24 protein-coding genes, 1 tRNA gene and 1 pseudogene are annotated in these 22,690 nt (G+C 40.2%); 8 read left to right on the top strand and 18 right to left on the bottom strand.

The genetic code is table 11. From position 1 onward, the window contains the following. Window positions 1-2: 2 nt before the first annotated feature. Window positions 3-1,976, bottom strand: coding sequence for a DNA topoisomerase IV subunit B (gene parE, locus NST81_RS09040; protein WP_280513057.1), 1,974 nt, complete (start codon window positions 1,974-1,976; stop codon window positions 3-5). A 288-nt stretch (window positions 1,977-2,264) separates the two neighbouring features. Then, on the bottom strand, window positions 2,265-2,675 hold the full coding sequence (locus NST81_RS09045) for a CoA-binding protein (RefSeq protein WP_048623364.1): 411 nt from the start codon (window positions 2,673-2,675) through the stop codon (window positions 2,265-2,267). 283 nt (window positions 2,676-2,958) lie between these two features. Between NST81_RS09045 and plsY the strand changes: the two genes are divergently transcribed. Both plsY and NST81_RS09055 read left to right on the top strand, forming a co-directional pair. Continuing rightward, on the top strand, window positions 2,959-3,540 hold the full coding sequence (gene plsY, locus NST81_RS09050; protein WP_040340886.1) for a glycerol-3-phosphate 1-O-acyltransferase PlsY: 582 nt from the start codon (window positions 2,959-2,961) through the stop codon (window positions 3,538-3,540). 233 nt (window positions 3,541-3,773) lie between these two features. Then, the gene (locus tag NST81_RS09055) at window positions 3,774-4,070 is read left to right on the top strand and encodes a HesB/YadR/YfhF family protein (RefSeq protein WP_270583810.1); all 297 of its coding nucleotides are present in this window, start codon (window positions 3,774-3,776) and stop codon (window positions 4,068-4,070) included. Between the two features lie 72 nt (window positions 4,071-4,142). Here NST81_RS09055 and NST81_RS09060 read toward each other — a convergent pair whose 3' ends face one another. The 6 genes from NST81_RS09060 to acnA all read right to left on the bottom strand — a co-directional run bounded on the left by NST81_RS09060 (window position 4,143) and on the right by acnA (window position 8,900). Continuing rightward, window positions 4,143-4,445, bottom strand: coding sequence for a hypothetical protein (locus NST81_RS09060; RefSeq protein ID WP_048623366.1), 303 nt, complete (start codon window positions 4,443-4,445; stop codon window positions 4,143-4,145). 339 nt (window positions 4,446-4,784) lie between these two features. Then, the gene (gene tlp, locus NST81_RS09065; RefSeq protein ID WP_003352922.1) at window positions 4,785-5,015 is read right to left on the bottom strand and encodes a small acid-soluble spore protein Tlp; all 231 of its coding nucleotides are present in this window, start codon (window positions 5,013-5,015) and stop codon (window positions 4,785-4,787) included. 38 nt (window positions 5,016-5,053) lie between these two features. Further along, a complete protein-coding gene (locus NST81_RS09070; RefSeq protein WP_040340887.1) occupies window positions 5,054-5,197 on the bottom strand; it encodes an acid-soluble spore protein N in 144 nt (47 codons plus the stop codon). 60 nt (window positions 5,198-5,257) lie between these two features. Then, window positions 5,258-5,401 carry an FbpB family small basic protein gene (locus NST81_RS09075; RefSeq protein ID WP_082142289.1) on the bottom strand — a complete coding sequence of 48 codons (144 nt, stop codon included), beginning with the start codon at window positions 5,399-5,401 and terminating at the stop codon, window positions 5,258-5,260. A gap of 84 nt (window positions 5,402-5,485) precedes the next feature. Next, window positions 5,486-6,070 carry a peroxiredoxin family protein gene (locus tag NST81_RS09080; protein WP_048623367.1) on the bottom strand — a complete coding sequence of 195 codons (585 nt, stop codon included), beginning with the start codon at window positions 6,068-6,070 and terminating at the stop codon, window positions 5,486-5,488. 112 nt (window positions 6,071-6,182) lie between these two features. After that, on the bottom strand, window positions 6,183-8,900 hold the full coding sequence (gene acnA / locus NST81_RS09085; RefSeq protein ID WP_341029484.1) for an aconitate hydratase AcnA: 2,718 nt from the start codon (window positions 8,898-8,900) through the stop codon (window positions 6,183-6,185). 281 nt (window positions 8,901-9,181) lie between these two features. Between acnA and NST81_RS09090 the strand changes: the two genes are divergently transcribed. Both NST81_RS09090 and NST81_RS09095 read left to right on the top strand, forming a co-directional pair. Further along, on the top strand, window positions 9,182-9,685 hold the full coding sequence (locus NST81_RS09090) for a DUF1648 domain-containing protein (RefSeq protein ID WP_341029487.1): 504 nt from the start codon (window positions 9,182-9,184) through the stop codon (window positions 9,683-9,685). A gap of 292 nt (window positions 9,686-9,977) precedes the next feature. Further along, window positions 9,978-10,051 (top strand) — tRNA-Arg (locus NST81_RS09095). Window positions 10,052-10,279: 228 nt separating this feature from the next. Here NST81_RS09095 and NST81_RS09100 read toward each other — a convergent pair. Next, window positions 10,280-10,815 (bottom strand): annotated as a pseudogene (locus NST81_RS09100) (N-acetylmuramoyl-L-alanine amidase family protein); the annotation flags it as partial. Window positions 10,816-11,077: 262 nt separating this feature from the next. Between NST81_RS09100 and sspO the strand changes: the two are divergent. Next, window positions 11,078-11,227, top strand: a complete 150-nt coding sequence (gene sspO / locus NST81_RS09105; RefSeq protein WP_048623370.1) for a small acid-soluble spore protein O — start codon at window positions 11,078-11,080, stop codon at window positions 11,225-11,227. Between the two features lie 87 nt (window positions 11,228-11,314). On the opposite strand, the gene NST81_RS09110 is transcribed toward sspO, so the two are convergent. After that, a complete protein-coding gene (locus NST81_RS09110; protein ID WP_003352930.1) occupies window positions 11,315-11,575 on the bottom strand; it encodes a hypothetical protein in 261 nt (86 codons plus the stop codon). 117 nt (window positions 11,576-11,692) lie between these two features. On the opposite strand from NST81_RS09110, the gene NST81_RS09115 reads away from it, so the two are divergent. Continuing rightward, entirely contained in the window at window positions 11,693-11,836 is a 144-nt protein-coding gene (locus tag NST81_RS09115) for a small acid-soluble spore protein P (RefSeq protein ID WP_003352931.1), read from the top strand. A gap of 411 nt (window positions 11,837-12,247) precedes the next feature. Then, window positions 12,248-12,517, top strand: a complete 270-nt coding sequence (locus tag NST81_RS09120) for a hypothetical protein (protein WP_328201583.1) — start codon at window positions 12,248-12,250, stop codon at window positions 12,515-12,517. A 414-nt stretch (window positions 12,518-12,931) separates the two neighbouring features. On the opposite strand, the gene NST81_RS09125 is transcribed toward NST81_RS09120, so the two are convergent. After that, window positions 12,932-13,756, bottom strand: a complete 825-nt coding sequence (locus NST81_RS09125; protein ID WP_327824420.1) for a thermonuclease family protein — start codon at window positions 13,754-13,756, stop codon at window positions 12,932-12,934. Window positions 13,757-13,862: 106 nt separating this feature from the next. Next, a complete protein-coding gene (locus NST81_RS09130) occupies window positions 13,863-14,432 on the bottom strand; it encodes a lytic transglycosylase domain-containing protein (RefSeq protein ID WP_040340921.1) in 570 nt (189 codons plus the stop codon). A 342-nt stretch (window positions 14,433-14,774) separates the two neighbouring features. Between NST81_RS09130 and NST81_RS09135 the strand changes: the two genes are divergently transcribed. Beyond that, window positions 14,775-15,206 (top strand): MarR family winged helix-turn-helix transcriptional regulator, encoded by a 432-nt coding sequence (locus NST81_RS09135; RefSeq protein ID WP_003352937.1) that lies wholly within the window; start codon window positions 14,775-14,777, stop codon window positions 15,204-15,206. A gap of 62 nt (window positions 15,207-15,268) precedes the next feature. On the opposite strand, the gene NST81_RS09140 is transcribed toward NST81_RS09135, so the two are convergent. From NST81_RS09140 to NST81_RS09165, 6 genes are all read right to left on the bottom strand, one after another. Further along, the gene (locus NST81_RS09140; protein ID WP_341029490.1) at window positions 15,269-16,834 is read right to left on the bottom strand and encodes a hypothetical protein; all 1,566 of its coding nucleotides are present in this window, start codon (window positions 16,832-16,834) and stop codon (window positions 15,269-15,271) included. Window positions 16,835-17,281: 447 nt separating this feature from the next. Next, on the bottom strand, window positions 17,282-18,529 hold the full coding sequence (locus NST81_RS09145; RefSeq protein ID WP_327797510.1) for a glutamate-5-semialdehyde dehydrogenase: 1,248 nt from the start codon (window positions 18,527-18,529) through the stop codon (window positions 17,282-17,284). A 38-nt stretch (window positions 18,530-18,567) separates the two neighbouring features. After that, window positions 18,568-19,692: a glutamate 5-kinase gene (proB, locus tag NST81_RS09150; protein WP_327797511.1), complete on the bottom strand. Its 1,125-nt coding sequence runs from the start codon at window positions 19,690-19,692 to the stop codon at window positions 18,568-18,570. 528 nt (window positions 19,693-20,220) lie between these two features. Next, window positions 20,221-21,333 (bottom strand): alanine dehydrogenase, encoded by a 1,113-nt coding sequence (gene ald, locus NST81_RS09155; protein WP_048623376.1) that lies wholly within the window; start codon window positions 21,331-21,333, stop codon window positions 20,221-20,223. 324 nt (window positions 21,334-21,657) lie between these two features. Next, on the bottom strand, window positions 21,658-21,837 hold the full coding sequence (locus NST81_RS09160) for a hypothetical protein (RefSeq protein ID WP_040340888.1): 180 nt from the start codon (window positions 21,835-21,837) through the stop codon (window positions 21,658-21,660). A gap of 261 nt (window positions 21,838-22,098) precedes the next feature. Beyond that, a complete protein-coding gene (locus NST81_RS09165) occupies window positions 22,099-22,686 on the bottom strand; it encodes an SCO family protein (RefSeq protein ID WP_341029493.1) in 588 nt (195 codons plus the stop codon). Window positions 22,687-22,690: the final 4 nt, after the last annotated feature.

A 22,690-nucleotide genomic window follows, 5' to 3' on the forward strand; every position in this document is an offset into this window, starting at 1 on the left:
GACTATTCAACCTCCTCTCGATGGGACAGATTTTCATTTTCCAGAAGACTCACATCTTCTTCAAGGCCAAACGCCACATGATTTTCAATCCATTTGCGACGCGGCTCTACTTTATCTCCCATCAAGGTCGTCACTCGCCGTTCCGCCCGGGCGGCATCATCGATTCGAACCCGGACGAGCGTTCTTGTTTCGGGATTCATAGTCGTTTCCCACAGCTGGTCCGCATTCATTTCGCCTAGCCCTTTATAGCGCTGAATCATATAGCCTTTGCCGACTTTTTTAATGGCCGCCTGCAATTCCTTTTCCGTCCATGCGTATTCCACTATCTCTTTTTTCCCCGTTCCTTTGCTGACCTTGTACAAAGGAGGAAGCGCGATAAATACTTTTCCCGCTTCAATTAATGGCCTCATATAGCGATAAAAGAACGTGAGAAGAAGTACTTGAATATGCGCTCCGTCCGTATCGGCATCCGTCATAATAATAACTTTGTCATAATTGGAGTCTTCTACAGAAAAATCAGGACCGACGCCGGCTCCAATGGCATGGATGATCGTATTGATTTCTTCATTTTTAAAAATATCCTGAAGCTTTGCCTTTTCCGTGTTGATTACTTTTCCACGCAACGGAAGCACAGCTTGGAATCTCCGGTCGCGTCCTTGTTTTGCAGAGCCGCCCGCGGAATCCCCTTCCACCAAATACAATTCATTACGATTAGGATTTCGCGATTGGGCAGGTGTCAATTTTCCGGACAGCATGGAATCTGATTTTTTTCGTTTTTTCCCGTTTCTCGCTTCTTCTCGCGCTTTTCTTGCTGCTTCTCTAGCCTGAGACGCTTTGATGGCTTTTTTGATCAACAAAGAACTGATATCAGGGTTTTCTTCTAAAAAGTAGGATAACTGTTCGGAAACAACGGCATCTACAGCGGAGCGGGCTTCGCTTGTTCCAAGTTTTCCTTTTGTTTGGCCTTCGAACTGAAGCAATTCTTCCGGGATCCGGACGGAAATGACAGCGGATAATCCTTCGCGAACGTCAGAGCCTTCTAAATTTTTATCTTTTTCTTTTAATAAATTGACTTTTCTGGCGTAATCATTAAACACCCGCGTCATCGCCGTTTTTGCTCCGGCTTCGTGAGTTCCCCCGTCTTTTGTACGGACATTGTTGACGAAGGAAAGAACATTTTCCGAAAATCCGTCATGAAATTGAAAAGCAAACTCCACTTCGATTCCGTTTTGTTTTCCTTCAAAAAACGCGACAGGATGCAAAGGTTCTTTATCTTCGTTCAAATATTCTACAAATGCTTCAATGCCGTTTTCAAAATAGAACGTATCATGTTGATTATAACGTTCATCCCGTATATCGATCTTTAGCCCTTTTAATAAAAAGGCACTTTCTCTTAGTCGTTCACATAAGATTTCATAATTGAACACAACCGTACTAAATATAGTCGGATCCGGTTTAAAGTGGATTTTTGTTCCTGTTTTCGTCGTTTTTCCGATTTTTTCTAAAGTCGTTTCCGGTTTTCCGCCATTTCGAAAGCGTTGTTCATAAATGAATCCGTCTCGCTGAATAGTCACAATCAGCCATTCCGATAAGGCATTGACCACGGAAGCGCCAACCCCATGCAAACCGCCGCTTGTTTTGTAGCCGCCTTGTCCGAATTTCCCCCCGGCGTGAAGCACCGTGAGAATGACTTCGGGAGTCGGCTTTCCAAGTTTATGCATTCCAGTCGGCATTCCACGACCGAAATCTTCCACACTAACCGAATTGTCTTTATGTATAACGACTCTAATTTCATCACCATAGCCAGACAATGCTTCATCCACCGCATTGTCGACAATTTCATACACCAAGTGATGCAATCCTTTCGAATCGGTTGATCCGATGTACATTCCTGGCCTTTTTCGAACCGCTTCCAAACCTTCTAATACTTGAATCGCATCCTCGTTATATTCCATTTGGTTCTTCTTATTTGCCACGAACATTCCCCTTTCAAAACAAAAACAAACAAACGTTCGCATTTTATTATAACATACATAATGATAAATGAAAAATCCGTCCAAATAACCAAAACATCTTTTATTTGGTTTTGTACAGGTTCATTTTAACCATCCAAAAGCGTTCTCCATTCACGTTCAAAAGACACCTATGCACTATTTTACCTTTTCATGAAAAAAGCGCAAGAAAGGAAATGAAAAACTGTTTCACAGATACAGGGCCAGGCCTCATTATATGAGGACTGGCCCTTGCCCAGGTAGGTATGTTGTTTATTTTGTCATGGCATGCTCGATTTTAATACAGCGATTCATAATAACGGTGTAGCCTTTTTCTTTTAAATATCGGTACACTTCTTCATTTTCGATCCCTAATTGAGCCCAAAAAACAGGACAATCAATCTTTGTAAATTCTTCCGCAATTTCCGGCAATGCCTCCGATCGACGGAAAACATTCACAATGTCAACCGGCCCTTCAATATCCGTTAAAGAGTCGACCGCTTGAACACCCAACACTTCATCTACAGCTGGGTTTACGGGAATGATTTCATATCCTGCCTGTTGCATCGCTTCCGCTACTTCATAAGAGGGGCGATTCGGATTATTGCTTAGACCCACAACGGCAATTCTTTTGGCTTTTTTTAAAATTTCTCCAATTTCTTCTCGTGATGGATTCTCGATCATACTGTTTCCTCCTTTTTTAGCCTGCATGCAGCTTTTTATTCTATTCTATCTCTTCAATCTAAATCCTGCTCATCTGAAGCTTTCGCTTTTCATAAAAAAATCTTTTTTTATTGATCCCGACCATGATAAAATAGAGTGAAACTTCCAATTGGGGCGTCCTGTTCAGCGGGAAAAGGCATTGTTCAAAAATTTTTAGGCGTTCATCAACGATTGTATAGGAATTGGATATAAAGAAAATAAAAACCGATAACAACATAGTTCGGAAAAAGGGGCAATGACCAGAATGGAATATGTAGTCTTTATTTTAATAGCTTATCTGCTTGGTTCCATTCCATCTGGCTTGATTGTGGGAAAGATATTTTATGGTGTGGATATCCGCGAACATGGAAGCGGAAATTTAGGAGCAACCAACGCTTTCCGCACACTTGGAATAAAAGCAGGATCTGTCGTGATTATCGCTGATATCCTAAAAGGCACGCTCGCTACTTTGCTTCCAATCTGGTTCGGTGCAGACTTGCATCCTCTGATCGCAGGTATGGCAGCTGCCGTTGGGCACAGCTTTCCCGTTTTTGCCGGATTTCGAGGAGGAAAAGCAGTGGCTACATCAGGGGGAGTACTGCTGGCGTACGAGCCGGTCTTATTCCTATTATTAGTCGTAGCCTTTTTGATTAGCTTATACATATCCAAATATGTATCGCTTTCCTCCATCATCGTTTCCATAATCGCTGTGATCTATACTTTCTTTAAAGGGGATATCCCCTTGATCATTGTCGTATTGTTCTTGGCATCCTTTGTTATTTTCCGCCACCGAGCAAACGTCAAAAGAATTCTGAATAAAACGGAGCCAAAAATTAAATGGATGTGAAAAAAGAGCCTTATCACAAAAGGCTCTTTTTTTCTGGGAGTGCCATTACGACATTATATATCTACAGAGAGAACGTTGATCCGATATTCGAACGATCGTATTCGCGAATAAGAGTAGAAGGAAACGGGTCAGCTTCGACGTGCTTATTGGTTGTTCTTTTTTGGCCAAGGAAGGTAAACTAACTATGAGATAAGTATTGGATCTAATCCAAAACAAAACGAGGTGTATGAAAAATGAATATTCAGATATCCAAAAAGGCGATTGAGTGGTTTGAGGATGAAATGGGCGTGAAAAAAGGAGAATTCGTACGATTCTTTGCCCGTTACGGCGGGTCCAGTCCGCTTCATCAAGGATTTTCACTGGGAGTTTCAAAAGAAGAACCCATCCAGATTGGAGCGAAAGCAGAATATAACGGGGTTGTATATTATGTAGATGAAAAAGACCTCTGGTTTTTCGACGAACATGATCTTTATGTGGATTATAGCGAAAAATTGGATGAACCGATTTATCAATATACGCTTCAATCGTAAAAAATTATAGGGCGGCCCCAAAAGAATTTCTTTTAGAGACCGCCCTGGAAGAATTAACGGAAAACGTTGAACCTAAAGGCGAAAATGCCGAATATGGTCTGTCAATCCTTCTGATTGAAGGATTTCTTTTTGTTTTTCCCCAAGAAGATCAAAATGGGAGTAACCGTCTCGTCGAATGTGAATCCATTCTTTTTTCAAACCGTATTTTTTCCCCCATTTGGCTAACTTTTCAAGGTCATTACACCCTACTTTCGTCACACTGTGACAATCAGGAAAGCGGCTGTCCAACCAAAAATGTGTTAAAAAAGCAATTTCGCCATTTTCAATTCGATGTTTCCAATTTAACAGTTCTTCCCTTTTGATTCCAAATGCCATAACCGTCCCTCCTTGCCTACGGATATTGCTTGGACAGGCATTTTAGATCGTTCTCATGCTTCGTGTCGTTCGGGAATGTTCTTTTTACAGCGAAATCGAAAGAACCTAATCTTTACACTTTACAGAAACAGCATTTCATCGTAAAAGGAGACGTTTCCCCTTTTTCCGTTTCCGCGGTGTACCCGTATGTAATCATTTCGATTCATTTTTTTCCGAAATAAGCATGAACACTCTCACTTCAAGCCATTGATATTTTATCACAATACTCGATCATTCGCTTTTAAACTGCTTCTGATGGCATAAGAAAAGGGCGACTCAAGTGAGTCAGCCCTAAATTTGTTATTCTGTTTGCTGATTGGAAGCTTCGTCTTTTATTTCATTCCGGAATCCCTCGATGCTTTGACGACGGCGTTCATTTTTTTCTTTAATTTTTTCTAATTGTTCTTCGGAATCTGTATAGGCCATTGATTCCTCTGCTCTTTCCATGTTTTCAATCGTATGATGAATCATGTTTTGCAATTTTTCTACATTGTCACTGCGATCGTCTGGATTTGGACGATGATTGGTCATGAAACATCCTCCTTGTCGTCATATATTGAGAGCTGGATTTACTCGCCTTTCGTCTGGATCACTTGTGCGTGGTGTCCTGATTTGTCTTGCATTTTTTTGCCTTTGTTGCCTCCTGCTGCACGAGGCTGGGTGCCTAAATGATCCGGCACAAAATATTTGCTTTTTTTATGTGGATTGCTCATAAAAAAATTCCCCCTTGACATAAAGTTTCTCCTGTTCTGGGGGGATTATAACGCAAAAATTTATTCCGCTTTTTCCATTCGTCTCATTTCCAGTCGTGCCTCAAGCCTCTCCTCGATCTTATCCAGCGCTTGTTGATCATGAAGAAGCGCTTGACGATTCTCTCTTACTAATTCATGAAAGGATCTTTTTCTGATTTTTCTCATTGTTTTCCCTCCGTTGTTAGTGCTGTTGATTTTTAGTATGGCCAAGTGGAAGAAAGAGTATAAACAAATTTGCAAAATTTTTTATTATTTTAGCCAATTGATCATTTGCTGAAGTTGTAAATTTCCAATATGTTTATGGATGATCACTCCATTTTCATCAATGACATAAGTTGTCGGAATAGCCGCTACTTTATATGTTTCATTCACTTTGCCGTCTTGATCTAAAAGAATAGGGTACGATATGCCATATTTCCGGGCAAACTGTGTAACATTTGATTCAGGATCCATATTGACTGCCAACAATTCCACTGATCCTTTATTTTGTTCATAAAATCTCTGCAAAACCGGAATTTCTTCTTTACAAGGTGGACACCACGTAGCCCAAAAGTTGATGATAATCTTTTGTCCTTTTCTCTCTTTTAAGCGTATCCGCTCTCCCTTTAAAGTCGTCAGCGTAAAATCCGGTGCGTTTTCACCTATTTTTAAACCAGGAAGACGATCTCCTTTCTTTAGACGCTGATCTTGTTTACCTGTCTTTTCCATTAGATTGGATTGATTCTTCTCTTCTTTCTTTGCATTTTCCGGAAATGGATCGGCTTTCAGTTGCTGGCTCGCAGCCATCAGCAGAAGACAAGCAATCAATAGGACTCCCCATTTTATTTTGATCATGCTGACACATTCCTTTCGAATATGCTTTGTCCTATTATATGCCTGTCCATAAATGTTAGAAGACAAAGAAAAAGAGGCTGACAAAATTTTGTCAACCTCTTTTTAAGAAGGATTACGCATGTTTTAATTGTTCAAATTTGCGACGAAGAACCATTTGTAAAATTCCGCCGTGACGGTAATAGTCAAGTTCTACTTCTGAATCAAAACGAACCATCACTTCGAATTCTTTCTTATTGCCGTTTTCGTCCGTTGCCGTTACTTTAATAATGTCATGAGGTTTGACATTATCGTCGATATGAACATCGATCGTTTCTTTACCGGTTAAGCCAAGAACTTCCGCATTTTCACCTTGTTTGAATTGAAGAGGAAGAACACCCATCATCACAAGGTTAGAACGGTGAATACGTTCATAGCTTTCAGCGATAACGGTTTTAATTCCTAAAAGTTTCGTACCTTTTGCTGCCCAGTCACGGGAAGAACCCATTCCATAGTCTTTTCCGGCGAGAACGACTAGACCCGTTCCGTCTTGTTGATATTTCATGCATGCATCATAAATTGGCATTACTTCTCCTGTCGGCCAATAAGTCGTAAATCCGCCTTCCGTTCCAGGAGCGATTTGGTTGCGGATGCGGATATTGGCAAATGTTCCACGCATCATGACTTCATGGTTGCCACGTCTGGAGCCGTACGAGTTGAAATTGCGCGGTTCTACGCCTTTGGAGCGTAAATATTTTCCTGCCGGAGTATTCACGCCAATGGCTCCTGCAGGCGAAATATGGTCTGTTGTAACGGAGTCGCCGAATTTTCCGACTACACGCAAACCTGTAAGCTGTTTAATTTCTTCAGGATTTTCAGAAAGCCCTTCAAAGAATGGAGGGTTTTGAATGTAAGTCGAATTTGGATCCCAATTATAAAGTGGTTCATTGCTGGTTTTAATCGCATTCCATTTGGCGTTGTCATCGAAAACACGTTCATATTCTTTACGGAACAATTCTGGAGTTACCGTACGTTGAACGACTTCTTTAATTTCATCGGAAGAAGGCCAGATATCCTTAAAGAATACATCGTTTCCATCTTTGTCTTTTCCGATTGGGTCGTTTTGCAAGTCGATATCCACTGTTCCGGCAAGTGCGTAAGCCACAACTAATGGAGGCGAAGCAAGATAGTTTGCTTTTACAAGCGGATGAATACGACCTTCAAAGTTGCGGTTTCCGGACAATACAGATGTCACGAAGAGGTCGGAATCCGTAATTGCTTTTTCAATTTCCGGAAGAAGCGGTCCGGAGTTGCCGATACACGTCGTACAACCGTAACCAACAAGGTTAAATCCGATTTTTTCAAGATAGCTTAACAAGCCGGAGTCGCGTAAATAACCAGTTACCACTTTAGATCCAGGAGCTAAAGAAGTTTTGACATATTTCGGTACATTCAGCCCTTTTTCAACGGCTTTTTTTGCCACCAATCCGGCACCGATCAATACATAAGGGTTAGATGTATTGGTACAGGAAGTGATAGCAGCGATCGCCACTGCTCCCGTTTTCATAGTCACTTCTTCGCCGTTTTCGAACTTTACAACGGCTTCTTTATCAAATTCTTTTTCCGTCAACCCGAAACCTTGCGTGCCTTGTGGTGCTGTAACGGCTTGACGGAAAGAAGATTGCATTTTTGAAAGCGGAATTAAGTCTTGTGGGCGTTTTGGGCCCGACAAATTCGACTCAATTTCAGAAAGATTGATTTCTACAACGTCTGTGTAGATTGGATCTTCTTTAGGATTAAAGAACATATCATTTTCTTTTAAGTATTTTTCAACAATTTGGACATGTTCTTCTTCGCGTCCAGTCAAGCGAAGATAGCTTAACGATACGTCATCTACCGGGAAGAATCCGCATGTTGCCCCATATTCAGGCGCCATATTGGCAATGGTAGCACGGTCGGCAAGCGGCAGCTTAGAAACACCCGGACCGAAGAATTCAACAAATTTTCCTACCACGCCTTTTTGACGAAGTACTTGAGTCACTTTTAACGCCAAGTCTGTCGCAGTCGAACCGTTTGGTAGTTCTCCTGTTAATTTGACACCAATGACTTCAGGAATTGGGAAATAAGAAGGTTGTCCAAGCATACCAGCTTCTGCTTCGATACCACCTACGCCCCATCCCAATACACCAAGTCCGTTGATCATGGTTGTATGGGAATCCGTACCTACTAGAGTATCTGGATAAGTTTCATATTCGTTCGGGCTTGTTTCTTTTACGTGAACCACACTTGCAAGATATTCAAGGTTTACTTGGTGGACAATCCCGGTTGCCGGCGGAACTGCACGATAGTTTTTAAAGGCCTTTTGTGCCCAGTTTAAGAATTGGTATCGTTCAGCATTTCGTTCAAATTCCAATTCCATGTTTTTTTCCAAAGCGTCAGAAGTTCCATATTTGTCGACTTGAACAGAATGGTCAACGACAAGATCCACCGGAATTTCCGGATTGATCATTTCTGGTTTTCCACCCATATCGCTCATCGCTTTACGCAATGAAGCCAGGTCTACAACCGCTGGTACACCTGTAAAATCTTGCAAAATAACGCGGGATGGTTTGAACGGAACTTCTCCGCCCTCTACGTCTTTTGAACCCCATTTCGCCAAATTTTCAATATGTTCTTTTTTAATGACTCTGCCATCATATTGGCGGAGAACTGATTCTAATAATACTTTGATCGAATATGGCAAGCGGCTGACATCTGCCACATTGGCATCCTTTAAAGCCGCTAGACGATAATAATGATATCGTTTACCATTCACTTCGAATGATGAACGAGCGTTAAAAACGTCGTTTGTCATCCCAATTCCCCCTCTTCTGTTATGTAAGACTATGCAGCGAAAAGTTTGAATGGAAATTCAAACTTTTCTTATATGTTCATCTTAATACAAGCGCTAACATAAGTAAATAACAAGAATGTTATTGTTTTTCATAAGTTTTCCTTATATCGACAAATTGTGTCGATATGAATGCCCAATCATAGGCATCATTTTTTCTCTTCATTTTTCAAATTTCTCTTGAAACTTTAACGGTCATTGCCCGTATTTTAATTAGTTAACCATAAACACCGGAGGCGATCAAAATGGAAATTCGAAAGCGTCCTGCATTAAAATTAAAAAAGAAGCCATTAGAAAACGTTCTAAACATCATTTCATTATTAGTGTACATCGGAAGTGTTATACACTTATTCATGCACTGGTCTTCCTTGCCGAATCGAGTTCCAATTCATTATAACTTGGTCGGAGAAATAGACAAATGGGGCAGCAAAGAGGCCATTTTTTTCCTCCCGATTACAGGCGCCATTTTATGGATGGGGCTTGCAATTCTCGAAAAATTCCCACACCTTTATAATTACATGGTTGTTTTAACGGAAGAAAATATAGAACGGCAATACAAAAACGCAAGTACTATGATCAACGTTGTAAAAAATGAAATCCTCCTTTATATTGCTTATTGCAGTTGGAAAGATGTGAATATTACCTATGGACGCGATGTCGTTTTAGAAACTTGGGATTTACCTATATTTCTTCTCATCCTTTTCGGTTCGATCGGATTTTTTATCATCAGGTCATTCCGTTTACAATAATGGTATAAGATTGGATGGTTTGTTTTTTTCATATAATAATTTTTTGAACCCGTCTTGGTTTTCATCAACACTGGATGATTATCGAAACATAGCATAAAGTGAGCATAAAAATGGAAATTGGGTACGATCATCACTTTCCAAAAGACATATATTTAAAAGGATGTTTATTCTGTAGATAAGAAAACTTGCCATGGAAAAGATTACACGGTCACCTACTTTTCTCCTTATTCTCCAACTTATTTTGATAAAGTTATTGACCTTCGTTCTAATTCACCTTATAATTTTTATCAGTGTCCCGGTAGCTCAGCAGGATAGAGCGACAGCCTCCTAAGCTGTAGGTCGCGAGTTCGAATCTCGCCCGGGACGTTTTTTCATGATTCATTTTCACAGTTGTATGAAGAAGGGAATAGAGACAGGGAGGTTGTCAAAAATCGAGACAGCCTCCCTGTTTCGCTTAAAGATTTGCAGTAGTTTAAAACGGTCCTATCTTGTTAAGCAATAATCATTCAATGGATGACATGATCTTTAATACGTGCTGCTAAGCGCTTTATCGGCCATAGCCGATTAACCAGCAGAATCCTTTGGTGTTATAGGTTTTAAGTTGGCGATCTTTACAATCCCCTGAACATGACCTTTTGCTATTTTTTCAATAAAGCTGGGATCTTTCAGCTTTGTCGCATCTTCAGTATTATCAATAAAAAGCCGTTTTCCGTTAAAAGCGCCGGCATTCGGCTTTCGCGAAGAACATGAAAGTCCCCCTGCTTTTTCCCTCGATCATAGAACCCCGTTGCTTTTATAATTTCTTGATGAATGGTATTTTGATACGAAGTGGTAGGTTGTCCGACGCCCGGATAGATAAAAGATTCGAATCCTGTTGCTCCCCCGGAATTAACGTGAACAGATAAATAAAAGTCTGCCCCCCAAGCGTTGGCTTTCTCTGTTCTGGCAGTCAATGTCGGATAAGAATCCCCTGAACGGCTCATGAGAATGGCAATTCCTTCATAATCGTTCTGCAGTCTGTCTCGAATCAGTTGACAAATTTTTAGTGTAATATTTTTTTCCATAAGGCCGTTTCCCGTTGCTCCAGAGTCTTTTCCCCCATGTCCTGGATCTAAAAAAAGTTTAAACATGCTTCATCCCCTCCTTTAGATATTCAACCTTTCCAGCTATCTCTCAAGGTTGTTTAGGATATATAACTCGTCAGTGAAGGACTTTAAAAAGCTGACCAATGCGTTCTGCTATATAAATACGGAATTTCTCAACGTAACGTTACGGTCATCATCCAAAAATGAATGCCGATAAAAAACAGAACATTCTGATATCAAGCATTAAAATATTCCAATTATATCTTGCAGCAAGGGTCCACAAGCTAGTTATAAGGAGGTGCACCATATGACCAAAAGAAAAGCAAACCATGTCATTCCCGGAATGAATGCATCCAAATCACAAGGAGATGGAGCTGGATACAACGAAGGGTCCTCCAACGAACCACTGACGGAACAGCAAAGACAAAACAATAAAAAAAGAAAGAAAAACCAATAAAATTTCACACTGACGACGACATCTTCTCAATCAAACCAAAAGGGATGGTCGAGACAAACAAACATCGCCTATGTTGGCGATGTTTGTTTATTCATATTCATTTACTTTTTCCACAATATCCGTTAAAACTGCATGGTATTTTTCCAATTGCCTTCTTTGAGTTTCCGTTGCGGTTTCTAAAGCATTTTCAACTTGCTGATAAGCTTTGTTTACCTCATTTTTTAAATGAGATAATTGGGAACCAAAATCAGCGGAATCGATTTCAAGTTCCAGAGATGCTTTTTCGACTTCAGAAACTCTCTGTTCAGCATCTTGAAACGCTCTCTGCTTACTTTTTTGATAAGGCATGATGGAGCAACTCCTTCATTGAAGAATCACTTTTATTCTGTGTCAAAAACAACAAATTATTCGGTGTTTGTTTTGAATAATCGCACACAATAAGGTATAGCAAGGAGGGATATAAAAATGAACAAAAACGATGGGAAAGATATGAGAAAAAATGCTCCAAAAGGACACCACACTGGTCAGCCTGAACCATTAAGCGGTTCCCATAAAGTCAAAAACAGAAACCATACCCGTCAAAAACATAATCCCGGCCACGGAATGTAAGTAAACACGCCGGTGACCCCGGCGTGTTTTTAAAACTTATTGTTCATTCTATTTGAATGAGTACTTTTTTCGGGTATTTAGTTTACATAATAATTTTATCGATAACTTTTTATCCACATCCATCTTTTCAAGAAAGATTCCGGAAGGTCCGTTGGCTGTACATCGGAATTTTTTATGAGTTCTTTTTATAAGAATCAGAATGTTTTCTTTTTCAAAAAAGCCTATTTTTTTAAATCAGGATACTTGTCCTTTCTATTTTGCATTTTTTTCATACTATACTAAGGAATTCGATTACCTGCTGTTCTTTTGACATTGAAAATGCTATTGGGTGATCAGGTATATCGTGCAGAAGTAAACTAAGCGCTTCTGTCAAAAGCAAGCTTTATCAATAATGAAGCGGGAGGTGTCTTTATGTCAGTACACCATTTTCATTCCTTATGTCAAAAACATATGGGTAGAGCCGTTCGTATTAGAACTCGCGATGGTAGGATTCACGAAGGAATCATTCATCGCGTTCATCGTGAGAGAGTATTCATCCGTCCTTTTTCTAGAGGTCGTTTTAACCGTTACGGAGGTTATGGTTATGGTTGGGGATATGGCTATGGATGGGGTGGTTTCGGCGTTGGAATTGCATTAGGAGCAATCGTCGGCCTCGCTCTTCTTCCTTTCTTTTTCTGGTAAACTAGATGGCTTTAGAAAAATGGCATAAGTTTTGCTCACTCATAGATGGATCGCTATTGATTATTTTAGCTTTTGTGAATCTCGTCCATATTACTTTCGCACATTTCATCGCTAAGAATGGAGAACCAAAGAATCAATAAAAGTCGCAAATAATATATTTACAAAGACGATTTGTATATGCCATTTCTTTCCTTTAGGTAAAGGACGGACGGGACCATTATATCCCCTAATATCTTTATCCGTCTATCTTTCTGATTGTTCGACGTTGTTTGAAATGCAAAATCCTTATAGATTCAATACTCTCAAGAAAAAGAGATGTCACAAACAACACGTAAACAAAAGAAAGCTGCACCCTAAATGGGCGCAGCTTCTCTTATCCTAGCCGGGATGACTCATTTCGTTTTTGGGACGATGTTATCGCTGAGAAGGACGAAATCCTGCAGCTTCCGCTTCTTCACGGGAACAGAACATTTTTTCCGGTTTCGTTTCATCATAATATTCGTCGCCAGGCATATGGTATATTTTTTTACCGGAACTGGAGATGTTCCCTTTAATATTGCAGCTTCCCTTGGAATGGTCTTGTGTTGACGATTTCTCTGTACCTGTTAATGAACTTTGTTCCTTTCCATTCGAATTATATCCATGGTCCGTTACATAATTTTCAATAGACCAGATTCCTTTCTTCTCTCTTTGCGCGACTGCTTGTGCAGCTCTAAATTCATCGACATATTTTGTATTAGGCGGAAAGACTGCCACGCGGGCGAGGCCCTTTTCAATCAGCAGTTTATTGTAATTTTGATGATTTAACCACACGTAAGCCAGAAGCCTGCCGTACTTGTCCCTTTCTTGAACATCAAACTCCAGCGTAACGGTTTTACCGGTCAATTGTGATTTTGTAAAGGAGGAGGCTTCCGGGCCAAACGGTTGAACCCCTAATCTAGGATGTTTCGTTTCCGGTGTATCAACTAAAATCATCCGTACCCGTTCTTCTTTTCCGTTTGCCATCCGGGCCACGAATGTATCACCGTCTACTACACGCACTACAACAGCACGTATCCCTTTTACATCGGATTTATTTGTTCCGGCATAGGCTTTTTTCGACTGCTGATCGGATGCTGCTTCATTAGTAGCAGATTCGTTTGTTGTTGTTGATGAATGCTTATTTTGCTGACCGCCGGTTAACGAACAGCCAGACAAAATAAGTACGCACATACTAAAGATAGCGAACCACTTTTTCATATTCTTCTCTCCCTAATCTATTGATGAAACTCTCTCTGTTGATGGCAAAATGAAAAGGGGAACGGCAAAACAGTCTCATCTTACCAAATAAAAAAGTTATGTAAACTCAAAAGCTTGTAGATTCAGTCATTTTATATTTATTCGTGTAAAAAAGTACTTCTTCTACATATTGCTCACTATGGTTATAAGCGTAGACCGCTTTCTTCCAGTGTCCATTAGCCGCCCCGTTTCGTGCTAAATAATTGGCTGCGCTAAATACTGCATCTTCAAGATCAAAAGGATCCGCCTTGCCGTCTCCGTTGGCATCCACACCATAGCCGCCGTATTTTTTTATGACAGCCGGATTGGTTTTATCTTTTTCAGGAATTTTGCCTTTTCCTTTCCCTTCGCAGCCAGGATATTTCCACCCCACAAACGTGCATGGCATGAATTGCATTGGGCCTTCAGCACCTGCAGGAGAAACTAACGGACCTTTAGAAAACTTCGTTTCCACTCGATGGTGTGCAGCTAAAAGCTCCCAAGGCACCCCGTATTTTTGTGCCGCAGCTTTATATATCGGAATATATTCCTTCGGTATGCTCACATTTTCCTCAATCTTTCCATTTGTCCATTTATAAGTCACGAAACCGACCAAAATAATAAATGGAAAAAGAAACCAAATGAACGCTTTTTTCATCACTGTACTTGTCACCCAATTCAAAAGTGATATCCATGTCTATATTATGGATAAATTGGAATGGATGCAAGTGAGTTTTTTTAAAACATTAGAAAGTAATGGGCTGATAGTCTTTGTACAAGTTAAAGGTAAGGTGGAAATTTTGCCAATAAAAAGCAAAACTTTTCTCCAATCCTTTCCAAGAGTAAATTGATTTTTCTTGTTGTTTCCATGTATACTGCTCATGGGAAGAATTTCGCCTTCTTTTTGAGCACAAGGCATATAAGCCTCTTTTCTCTTTCGGAAAACCAACGGTGATCTTATGAATAGAAATACAGCGCGTAATGAAAAGGGTTGATGAGGATGGAAAAAGGGAACATATTTTCATTTATACATACAATGGAACTATTGAACAACCGATTATTAATTTATTGGAATCAAATGTTTCCAAAAAACATCAGCATTTCTCAAATCCTCGTTTTAGCGGAGCTGTGGGAAAAAGGTCCAAGAAAACAATCGGACCTTGCTACGCGGCTTGGATTTACACCAGGAGCCATGACCAATATCGCCAATAAATTAATCGAAGCCGGAGTAGCGGAACGAATTTCAGATGAAAAAGATAGGAGAATTGTTTATTTAGCGATCAACCAATCTGGAGAAGATTTACTTTTGGAAGCCATGAAAATGGGACAAAAAATGTATTTGCAGCTTTTTCAACAGCTGACAAAAGAAGAGCATAAAGTATTAAACTCTGTCTATGGAAAATTACTGTCATTTTTGGAAAAACAAAAATAATCGGTTGTTCAGATGGAGCGGTTCCCGCATTCACCATTTTTGGTGGTTATGCAGGAACCGCTTTATCGTTTTCGAGAAAGTGCAAGATTAGGATTCCTGTCCTTTCCTAGCTGTTTAAGGCCATACGTCTCTTTTTCGGCTTCTTCCTTCCGCGCCAACAATTCTCGTTCTTCTTTCTTTAATTGGGAAATGCGCTGCTCAACTTCTGTCAATTTCTTTTCAGCCTCTGTCAGCTGTTTTTCACATTCATCCCTCTTAAAGGCAGAGTGTTCAATTTCTTGTGTTAAAACTGGATCATAGTCGGGATATTTCGAAATAGTCAACTCTGTCATTTCATCAAATATTTTATTTAACTTCTTCTCCCACTGTGCCTTTTCAGTTAAATAAAAACTTGATTGGAGAAAAGAAGCTACGGACTTGACCACTCCTTTTGCCCTCGCTTTCTTTTGCTCCAGCTTCTTGTCGATGTTTTCCATTTTTTCTTTGATTCGATAGTATTCAACAGTCGTATCGCCAAAATAAGGACGATTTTCATCAGCAATCAGTTGGTTTTTTAGTTTTTCTTTTGCGATCGAAAGATAGGTTTCACTTTCTTTTTTTATCGATAAGATTGTTGAACGCTCACTTTCCAAATCGTTCCGTTCTTTCTTATACTGTTCCTGCTCACTCCGATTTTTTTCCAATTGTAAAAGCAAAGAAATGTAATTTCTGTAACGTTTGCTCCAAACATCGGCTGTATTCTGAACATCAGCCAATTGAGAATATGGGGCTTCTAAACCATGCAACATTATTTCCAACAGGACAAAAGGAACCAATTCGTTTGAAAACAATAGATGCTGATAACGAAACGGAACAAGTTTAGGTCCAAAGAGAAGCGAATATAAAAAGTCCGGACTAAGCAAAAAGAATAGAAGCGGATCCGTTGTCAATTGGCTAAAAGCCGTGTTGGAAAATGATCGCAGCTCCCGAAATCTTTGCAAAAACTCCCCAAAATATGAATAGCCGGATACGGAAGTTAAAGCGTTGACCAACTGAACAATCCCTTCATTCTCTATCCATCGGCGTATCTGTTCTGAATCGAACTGATCGATCATCATGACAGACTTTAACTGCTGCCTTTCGTTTATGGGCAAAGAATTCAGTGTATCTGCAATCGTTTGATGCCATTCGGTTGAGTCTTCATTCAGCCTCCTGTGAAAATCTTTTAACAGCTGACTAAATTGCCAACTCACGATCATCCCAAGCTGGCTTTCCAAGTGATGCTGTTTGGCAAACGCAGAAAAATCCCGGTTCTTCTTGGAAAGGAGTTGGAACGTCTCTTCAATCACTTGGTCGAATCCTTTTGTAATTTCAAAGACCGTGTGAAATCGTCCGCCTTTAATCTTTAACACTTTTAATAACTGCAAAAAAATAGAAAGACGCAACTCATCCTCGCTTAGAAGAGAGGATTTCTTTGTTTCCGTTTCTATATATTTGAAAAAATGATCTTGATGATCTCTTGAAAACCAATCTTTTGTTTTATTGGATACAATGTCCCATATATTCGTTTTGCAAAAAAGAATATAAAGATAACGCAACTCATCGCCTTTTAAAGAGCTGAGCGAACGCGCCAGAAATGATCCGTCCATAGTCTCCCCCTCTTTACTGCGGCTGTTCTTTTTGTAGTTCTATTATAAACGATCTTCCTGATCATGAATAAGGAAATCTCTTTCTCCATTTTCCATCCGGCTTTGTTACTTGATAAAAAATGATTCCACTGTAGCTTATTCTATACGTTTTAAGAGAAGCACGATAAGCTTCATTTCCTCATGCGATTGAAATGGAAAAATCCTTATGGCTTGCTATATATGTTAGATACAGCCATAAGGATTTTACCCCTTTTTTTCCTACTGAACAATAGATGTCTTGCATAAAAGATCTTTAGAATCAGTCGTGTTTACGAAATCTTACCTAAGATGCCTGATTTTTTCATCCTTTTCGTTTCAATTTCTACCTATTTATTTTCGATTTTACCGATTCGGATTCTTTGTCATCTCGTAACGGAAACGTATGTTGTCGACCATCATGCTCGCACATTAGTTTCTAATTTGGCCGTTTCCATAAATCAAGTATTTCGTTGTCGTTAAAGCCTTTAATCCCATTGGTCCCCTTGCGTGCAATTTTTGCGTGCTGATGCCAATTTCAGCACCAAACCCGAATTCAAATCCATCCGTAAATCGAGTGGAAGCATTGTGATAAAGAGCTGCTGCATCCACTTCATTGAAAAATTTCGCTACATTTTGATCGTCAGCTGTAATGATGGCTTCTGAATGTTTCGTTCCATATTGGTTAATGTGTTCAATGGCTTCCTCTACTGAAGAAACGATTTTGGCAGCTATAATTTTATCCAAGTACTCGGTCGACCAATCTTCCTCAGTTGCAGGCTTCAGTCCGACGGCCAGTTGTTGGGCTTTTTGATCTCCTCGTACTTCGACTTCATGATCTTGAAGACGTTTGGCAAGTTCCGCAAAATACTTTGCAGCCCAGTTTTCATGGACGAGAACCTTCTCCGCCGCATTGCAGACGGAAGGTCGTTGAGTTTTGGCGTTAATGACGATATCAATGGCCATTTCTTTATCAGCTGATTCATCAATGTAAATGTGGCAATTTCCGACACCTGTTTCTAGCACTGGAACAGAAGCTTGTTCCACGACGGATTGGATCAAATTTTTTCCGCCGCGAGGAATCAACACATCTAAATATTCCGTGAGTGTAAATAATTGCTGAGCGGTTTCTCTTGAAGTATCTTCCAACAATTGAACAGCATCCGCAGGAATTTCCGTTCCTTCAAGGGCTCGTCTAATGCAATCACTAATCGCTATGTTGGAATGTTGAGCGGATGAACTGCCTCGCAGTATCACCGCATTTCCTGTCTTTAAGCATAGTGTGGCCGCATCCACGGTCACATTTGGACGTGCCTCATAAATCATCCCCACCACACCAAGTGGAACTCTCACTGTTTTGATTTGCAGTCCATTGGGCCGTTCCCAACTATCCAAAATTTCCCCTACAGGATCTTTTAAATCAATGAGTTGACGGATGCCGTCCGCCATATCTTGAATCCTTTTCTCATTGAGAGTCAAGCGATCAATCAATGCCTCTGTCATACCTTTGGCACGAGCGTTCTCAACGTCTTTTTTATTTTCCTCAAGAATAAAGGATATTTCTTCTATTAGTTGTTTCGAAATAGCAGCTAACGCTTCATTTTTTTGTTTTGTTGTTTTACTGGCTAGCTCAGCAGAAGCTTGCTTGGCCTTTTTCGCTTTTTCCAGCAACTCCGTCATTGTTTCGTACTCCTCCTTACCCTTTTTTACCAAATTTTTCAACGTGATCGGTTCGAATGAGCTAGAGACACCCAGTTATCACGGTGAATGACCTCACAATGATCGCGGTTATACTTTTGTTTGATTTCGTCGCTATGTTTTCCTTTTATTTCTTGCAATTCTGAGGAATCATAATTCACTTGTCCCTTTCCAAGCACTTCACCGCGAGGATTCACCACTTCAATCACATCGCCCGCGCGAAAGCTTCCGTTCACTGCCGTCACTCCGGCAGGCAATAGACTTTTCCCTTGATCCAAAAGAGCTTCAGCCGCTCCTTGATCAATTTCGACTTGCCCTTTTACGAAAGAATGAATGGCAATCCATTGCTTATTTGCTGTCATTCCTTTTCGTGGAGTATAGCCGATATACGTCCCGTCTCCCTTGCCTTCTAATATATCCACTAGTTTGTTTTCTCCTGTTCCTGTACCGATAAATAAACTGACTCCGAGAGAAAGAGCTGTTTTCGCCGCATCGATTTTCGACTTCATTCCCCCGGTACCGAACTTGGATCCGGAGGTATCGGCTAAATCAAGAATCTCATCGGTAATGGCTGGCAAGTAGTAATATTTTTTGGCTGTTGGATCTTCGCGCGGATTTTTATCATATAATCCGTTAATGTCCGTCAAGATAATGAGAAAATCAGCATGTATCAAACCGCTGACTAGAGCAGACAACATATCATTGTCCCCAAAAGTCAACTCTTCAATGGAAACCGAATCATTTTCATTGATAATTGGCAAAACCGAGCGGTCGAGTAGTTCCGTCAATGTTTCATAAGCATTGCTGTACTGCTGTTTTCTGGAAAAATCACTTCTCGTTAACAGCATCTGGGCGGCCACAATGTGATATTTTTTGAATTCCTCTGTATAAGCCTGCATAAGCAGTCCTTGCCCGACAGCCGCCGCTGCTTGTTTTCCTTTTATTGAAACCGGCCGGGTGGGATAGTTCAACGCAGTAAAACCGGCTGCAACCGCACCGGACGAAATCAGCACCACTTCATGGCCTTGTTGTTTTAATTTAGCTAATGCCCGAACATGGTCCGCCAGTTTTTCCCGGCAAATACCGCCCATCGCGTTCGTTAATGAACTGCTTCCGATTTTCACCACAATCCGTTTTTTTCGCACGAGTTCTCCCTCCAATCCGCAAAAATCAAAAAGCCATTCTGTCCTCTAAAAGGACGGAATGGCTCGATTCCGCGGTACCACCTTTATTGGCAGGATCAAAATGATCAATGCCCGCTTTGAAACCTGTAACGAAGGTTAACGCTTGGTTTTATGACAAGAGCTCCCGGGCAGGTTCAACAGCCTCTAAGACGAGGAATCTTCCAGCCTGCGGATTCCACTCTCTATCGCCTGAGCATCTGTTTACTAGTCCCTTTCATCGCCGTTGACATTTGTTTTTTTAAAATTATGCACCACATTTAAACGGGCTGTCAAGAAAATCTTTTCTAATCATAATGAGGGCGCTAAAACCGATGATGACCAATGCAACTGTAAATCCTTAAAAAGTGAGGCAATCTTAGCAATTCTCCGTCTTTAACTCGGTTTTAACCAAGTTCACTACTTTATACGGATATGGCGATCCTCATCCGGCCTCACTCATTGCCATAAACTTGTCCCTTTCGTAAAACCGTTCATTCTAAGATCGGTAGATTAAAGCAAGTCATCTACAGAAACATATTTATAATTTAAATCGCGCGCTACGGACGCATAAGTCACTTGCCCTTTAAATGTATTCACTCCGGCCTTTAAAGCGGGATTGTCCAAAATTGCTTGTTTAAAACCTTTATTGGCCAATTGCAATGCGTAAGGGATCGTAACGTTCGTTAAGGCGATTGTCGAAGTTCGGGGAACAGCACCCGGCATATTGGCAACAGCGTAATGAACAACTCCAAATTTTTCATAAGTTGGGTTGTCATGTGTCGTGACTCGATCCACTGTTTCAAAAATTCCACCTTGATCGACGGCGACATCGACCACTACCGCTCCGTTGGACATTTCCTTGACCATTTCTTCTGTGACAAGTTTTGGTGCTTTGGCTCCCGGAATAAGTACCGCTCCTATCACTAAATCAGATTCTTTTACAGATTCCGCAATATTATAAGAATTCGACATTAACGTTTGAATATTGCCGCCAAACATCACTTCCAATTCCCGTAAACGATCCGGATTCAAATCAATCACGGTTACATCCGCACCGAGACCTATCGCAATTTTTGCAGCATTCGATCCTACCATACCCCCGCCAATAATCGTGACTTTGCTTTTCTTGACTCCCGGAACTCCCCCAAGCAGCACTCCTTTTCCACCATATTGTTTTTCAAGAAACTGTGCTCCGATCTGCGCTGCCATCCGTCCAGCCACTTCGCTCATAGGAGAAAGAAGCGGCAAAGTCTTATTGACAGAGACCGTTTCATACGCAATTCCCGTTACGCCGCTTTTCACCAATTCTTTTGTCAGTTTTGGTTCCGCAGCTAAATGAAGATATGTAAAAAGAAGCAAATCTTTTCGAAAATACTGATATTCACTTTCAACAGGTTCTTTGACTTTGAGAATGAGTTCGGAATTTTCCCAAACTTCGGATGCGTTTTTCTCGATATTTGCCCCTACATTTTTATATTCTTCATCAGTAAAGCCGCTTCCAAAACCGGCGTTTGTTTCAACCAACACTTTGTGGCCGGCTTTTACCAGTTGAAGAACACCCGCAGGAGTAATCGCCACTCGATTTTCATTGTTTTTGACTTCTTTTGGTACACCTATGATCATCATTACATCTCCCATCCATTATTTTGTCATAATTCACGCTGTAGATGTGAACGATTGAAACGAAGGAAAAATGAACCTGAAAATACTTTTTCTGTAATTCAATAGTATCAATTGTAGAAAAAAGGTGCAAGCCAAGAAAAAAGCAGGCATTTCTGATAGGTACTTACTCAGAATCAGCCTGCGATACAAGATGGGATATTTATTCTCTATGCGTGGCATCCATTTACATGGGGATCTTCTAACGAAATGAACAAACAATGGGATAGATTTGAAAAGACAGGAAAATATCGCAGAACATGGGAAAAGGGATCTAGCAAACTGAATTTAATACTTTCTGGTGGAGCAGTTTGGACAAACATAAATATCTTCCGCATCCAAAACATCGCCGCGTTTCGTTTGTTCCAAGATTACAATTTGCTGACGAAGGTCTGCCCGTAAACCTTCCCAACCACAATCGCACTTAATGACGTTAAAAGATCCAAACTTATAAACACCATACTTCAATAAAACCACCTCTTTTAAATTTTTTTGAAAAATTACTACAATTGTATTTTACTATATTTTCAGTAAATTGCCCATAACAAAATTGTGAATTCTCACCATTTACCTATAAAAAAACAGAAATTGCTGCCCATTCCCCCATTAAATGCGCCTTTTTCCACATTCATTTTTTGACCCCGCGAATAAGATGATGAAAAGGCAGGTTGACGATCGCGATTCGTTCAAACGATAGTCTGCTTGTTTCAGAGCCAATATGCCTTTTCCCTACATTTTGTTTAACGTCTTTATATCCTTCACAATTTCATTAAAAGGAACGTCTTGATTTCCGCTATAACTTTTTACCACAGTCCCTTTCTTATCCACAAGATAAAAGCTAGTCCCATGCATGATTTGATCACTATTCGGTTGAGGAACAGCAATGGTTTTAAACGACTTTTCCGCTAATTTTTGAATTTCTTTTTGGTTATAACCTGTTAAAAGCTGCCAATGAGATTCATCCGCATCAAACTTATGAATATATTCTTTTAATTTTTGAGGAGTATCTTTTGTAGGATCCACACTGAAAGAGACAATCAAATAATCTTGAACACCTGCTTTTTTTAATTTTTTTTGCAGCTGCGTCAAATTATAGGTCATAGGAGGACAGACCGTTTTGCAGTTCGTAAAAATAAAATCTGCTATCCATACTTTCCCTTTTAAATCTTTTAAATTTACTTTTTGATTATTTTGGTTCACATAAGAAAAATTTTGTACCTTGTCATTCATGTTTCCTCTAAAATCATCATTGCTGCAGCCAGTCATAGTAAAGAAAAGAATGAAAAAAATAACGGCAAACTTTTTTTTGGTGTACAAATTG

Origin of the sequence: Bacillus sp. FSL W8-0223 (genome assembly GCF_038006805.1) — a bacterium.
Classification (GTDB): domain Bacteria; phylum Bacillota; class Bacilli; order Bacillales; family DSM-4216; genus Bacillus_O; species Bacillus_O smithii.

Coding starts and splice junctions, on each gene's coding strand:
- NST81_RS09045 (WP_048623364.1), bottom strand. CDS start 2,675: ATGATCGAGAATCCATCACGAGAAGAAATTGGAGAAATTTTAAAAAAA.
- plsY (WP_040340886.1), top strand. CDS start 2,959: ATGGAATATGTAGTCTTTATTTTAATAGCTTATCTGCTTGGTTCCATT.
- NST81_RS09055 (WP_270583810.1), top strand. CDS start 3,774: ATGAATATTCAGATATCCAAAAAGGCGATTGAGTGGTTTGAGGATGAA.
- NST81_RS09060 (WP_048623366.1), bottom strand. CDS start 4,445: ATGGCATTTGGAATCAAAAGGGAAGAACTGTTAAATTGGAAACATCGA.
- tlp (WP_003352922.1), bottom strand. CDS start 5,015: ATGACCAATCATCGTCCAAATCCAGACGATCGCAGTGACAATGTAGAA.
- NST81_RS09070 (WP_040340887.1), bottom strand. CDS start 5,197: ATGAGCAATCCACATAAAAAAAGCAAATATTTTGTGCCGGATCATTTA.
- NST81_RS09075 (WP_082142289.1), bottom strand. CDS start 5,401: ATGAGAAAAATCAGAAAAAGATCCTTTCATGAATTAGTAAGAGAGAAT.
- NST81_RS09080 (WP_048623367.1), bottom strand. CDS start 6,070: ATGATCAAAATAAAATGGGGAGTCCTATTGATTGCTTGTCTTCTGCTG.
- acnA (WP_341029484.1), bottom strand. CDS start 8,900: ATGACAAACGACGTTTTTAACGCTCGTTCATCATTCGAAGTGAATGGT.
- NST81_RS09090 (WP_341029487.1), top strand. CDS start 9,182: ATGGAAATTCGAAAGCGTCCTGCATTAAAATTAAAAAAGAAGCCATTA.
- sspO (WP_048623370.1), top strand. CDS start 11,078: ATGACCAAAAGAAAAGCAAACCATGTCATTCCCGGAATGAATGCATCC.
- NST81_RS09110 (WP_003352930.1), bottom strand. CDS start 11,575: ATGCCTTATCAAAAAAGTAAGCAGAGAGCGTTTCAAGATGCTGAACAG.
- NST81_RS09115 (WP_003352931.1), top strand. CDS start 11,693: ATGAACAAAAACGATGGGAAAGATATGAGAAAAAATGCTCCAAAAGGA.
- NST81_RS09120 (WP_328201583.1), top strand. CDS start 12,248: ATGTCAGTACACCATTTTCATTCCTTATGTCAAAAACATATGGGTAGA.
- NST81_RS09125 (WP_327824420.1), bottom strand. CDS start 13,756: ATGAAAAAGTGGTTCGCTATCTTTAGTATGTGCGTACTTATTTTGTCT.
- NST81_RS09130 (WP_040340921.1), bottom strand. CDS start 14,432: ATGAAAAAAGCGTTCATTTGGTTTCTTTTTCCATTTATTATTTTGGTC.
- NST81_RS09135 (WP_003352937.1), top strand. CDS start 14,775: ATGGAAAAAGGGAACATATTTTCATTTATACATACAATGGAACTATTG.
- NST81_RS09140 (WP_341029490.1), bottom strand. CDS start 16,834: ATGGACGGATCATTTCTGGCGCGTTCGCTCAGCTCTTTAAAAGGCGAT.
- NST81_RS09145 (WP_327797510.1), bottom strand. CDS start 18,529: ATGACGGAGTTGCTGGAAAAAGCGAAAAAGGCCAAGCAAGCTTCTGCT.
- ald (WP_048623376.1), bottom strand. CDS start 21,333: ATGATCATAGGTGTACCAAAAGAAGTCAAAAACAATGAAAATCGAGTG.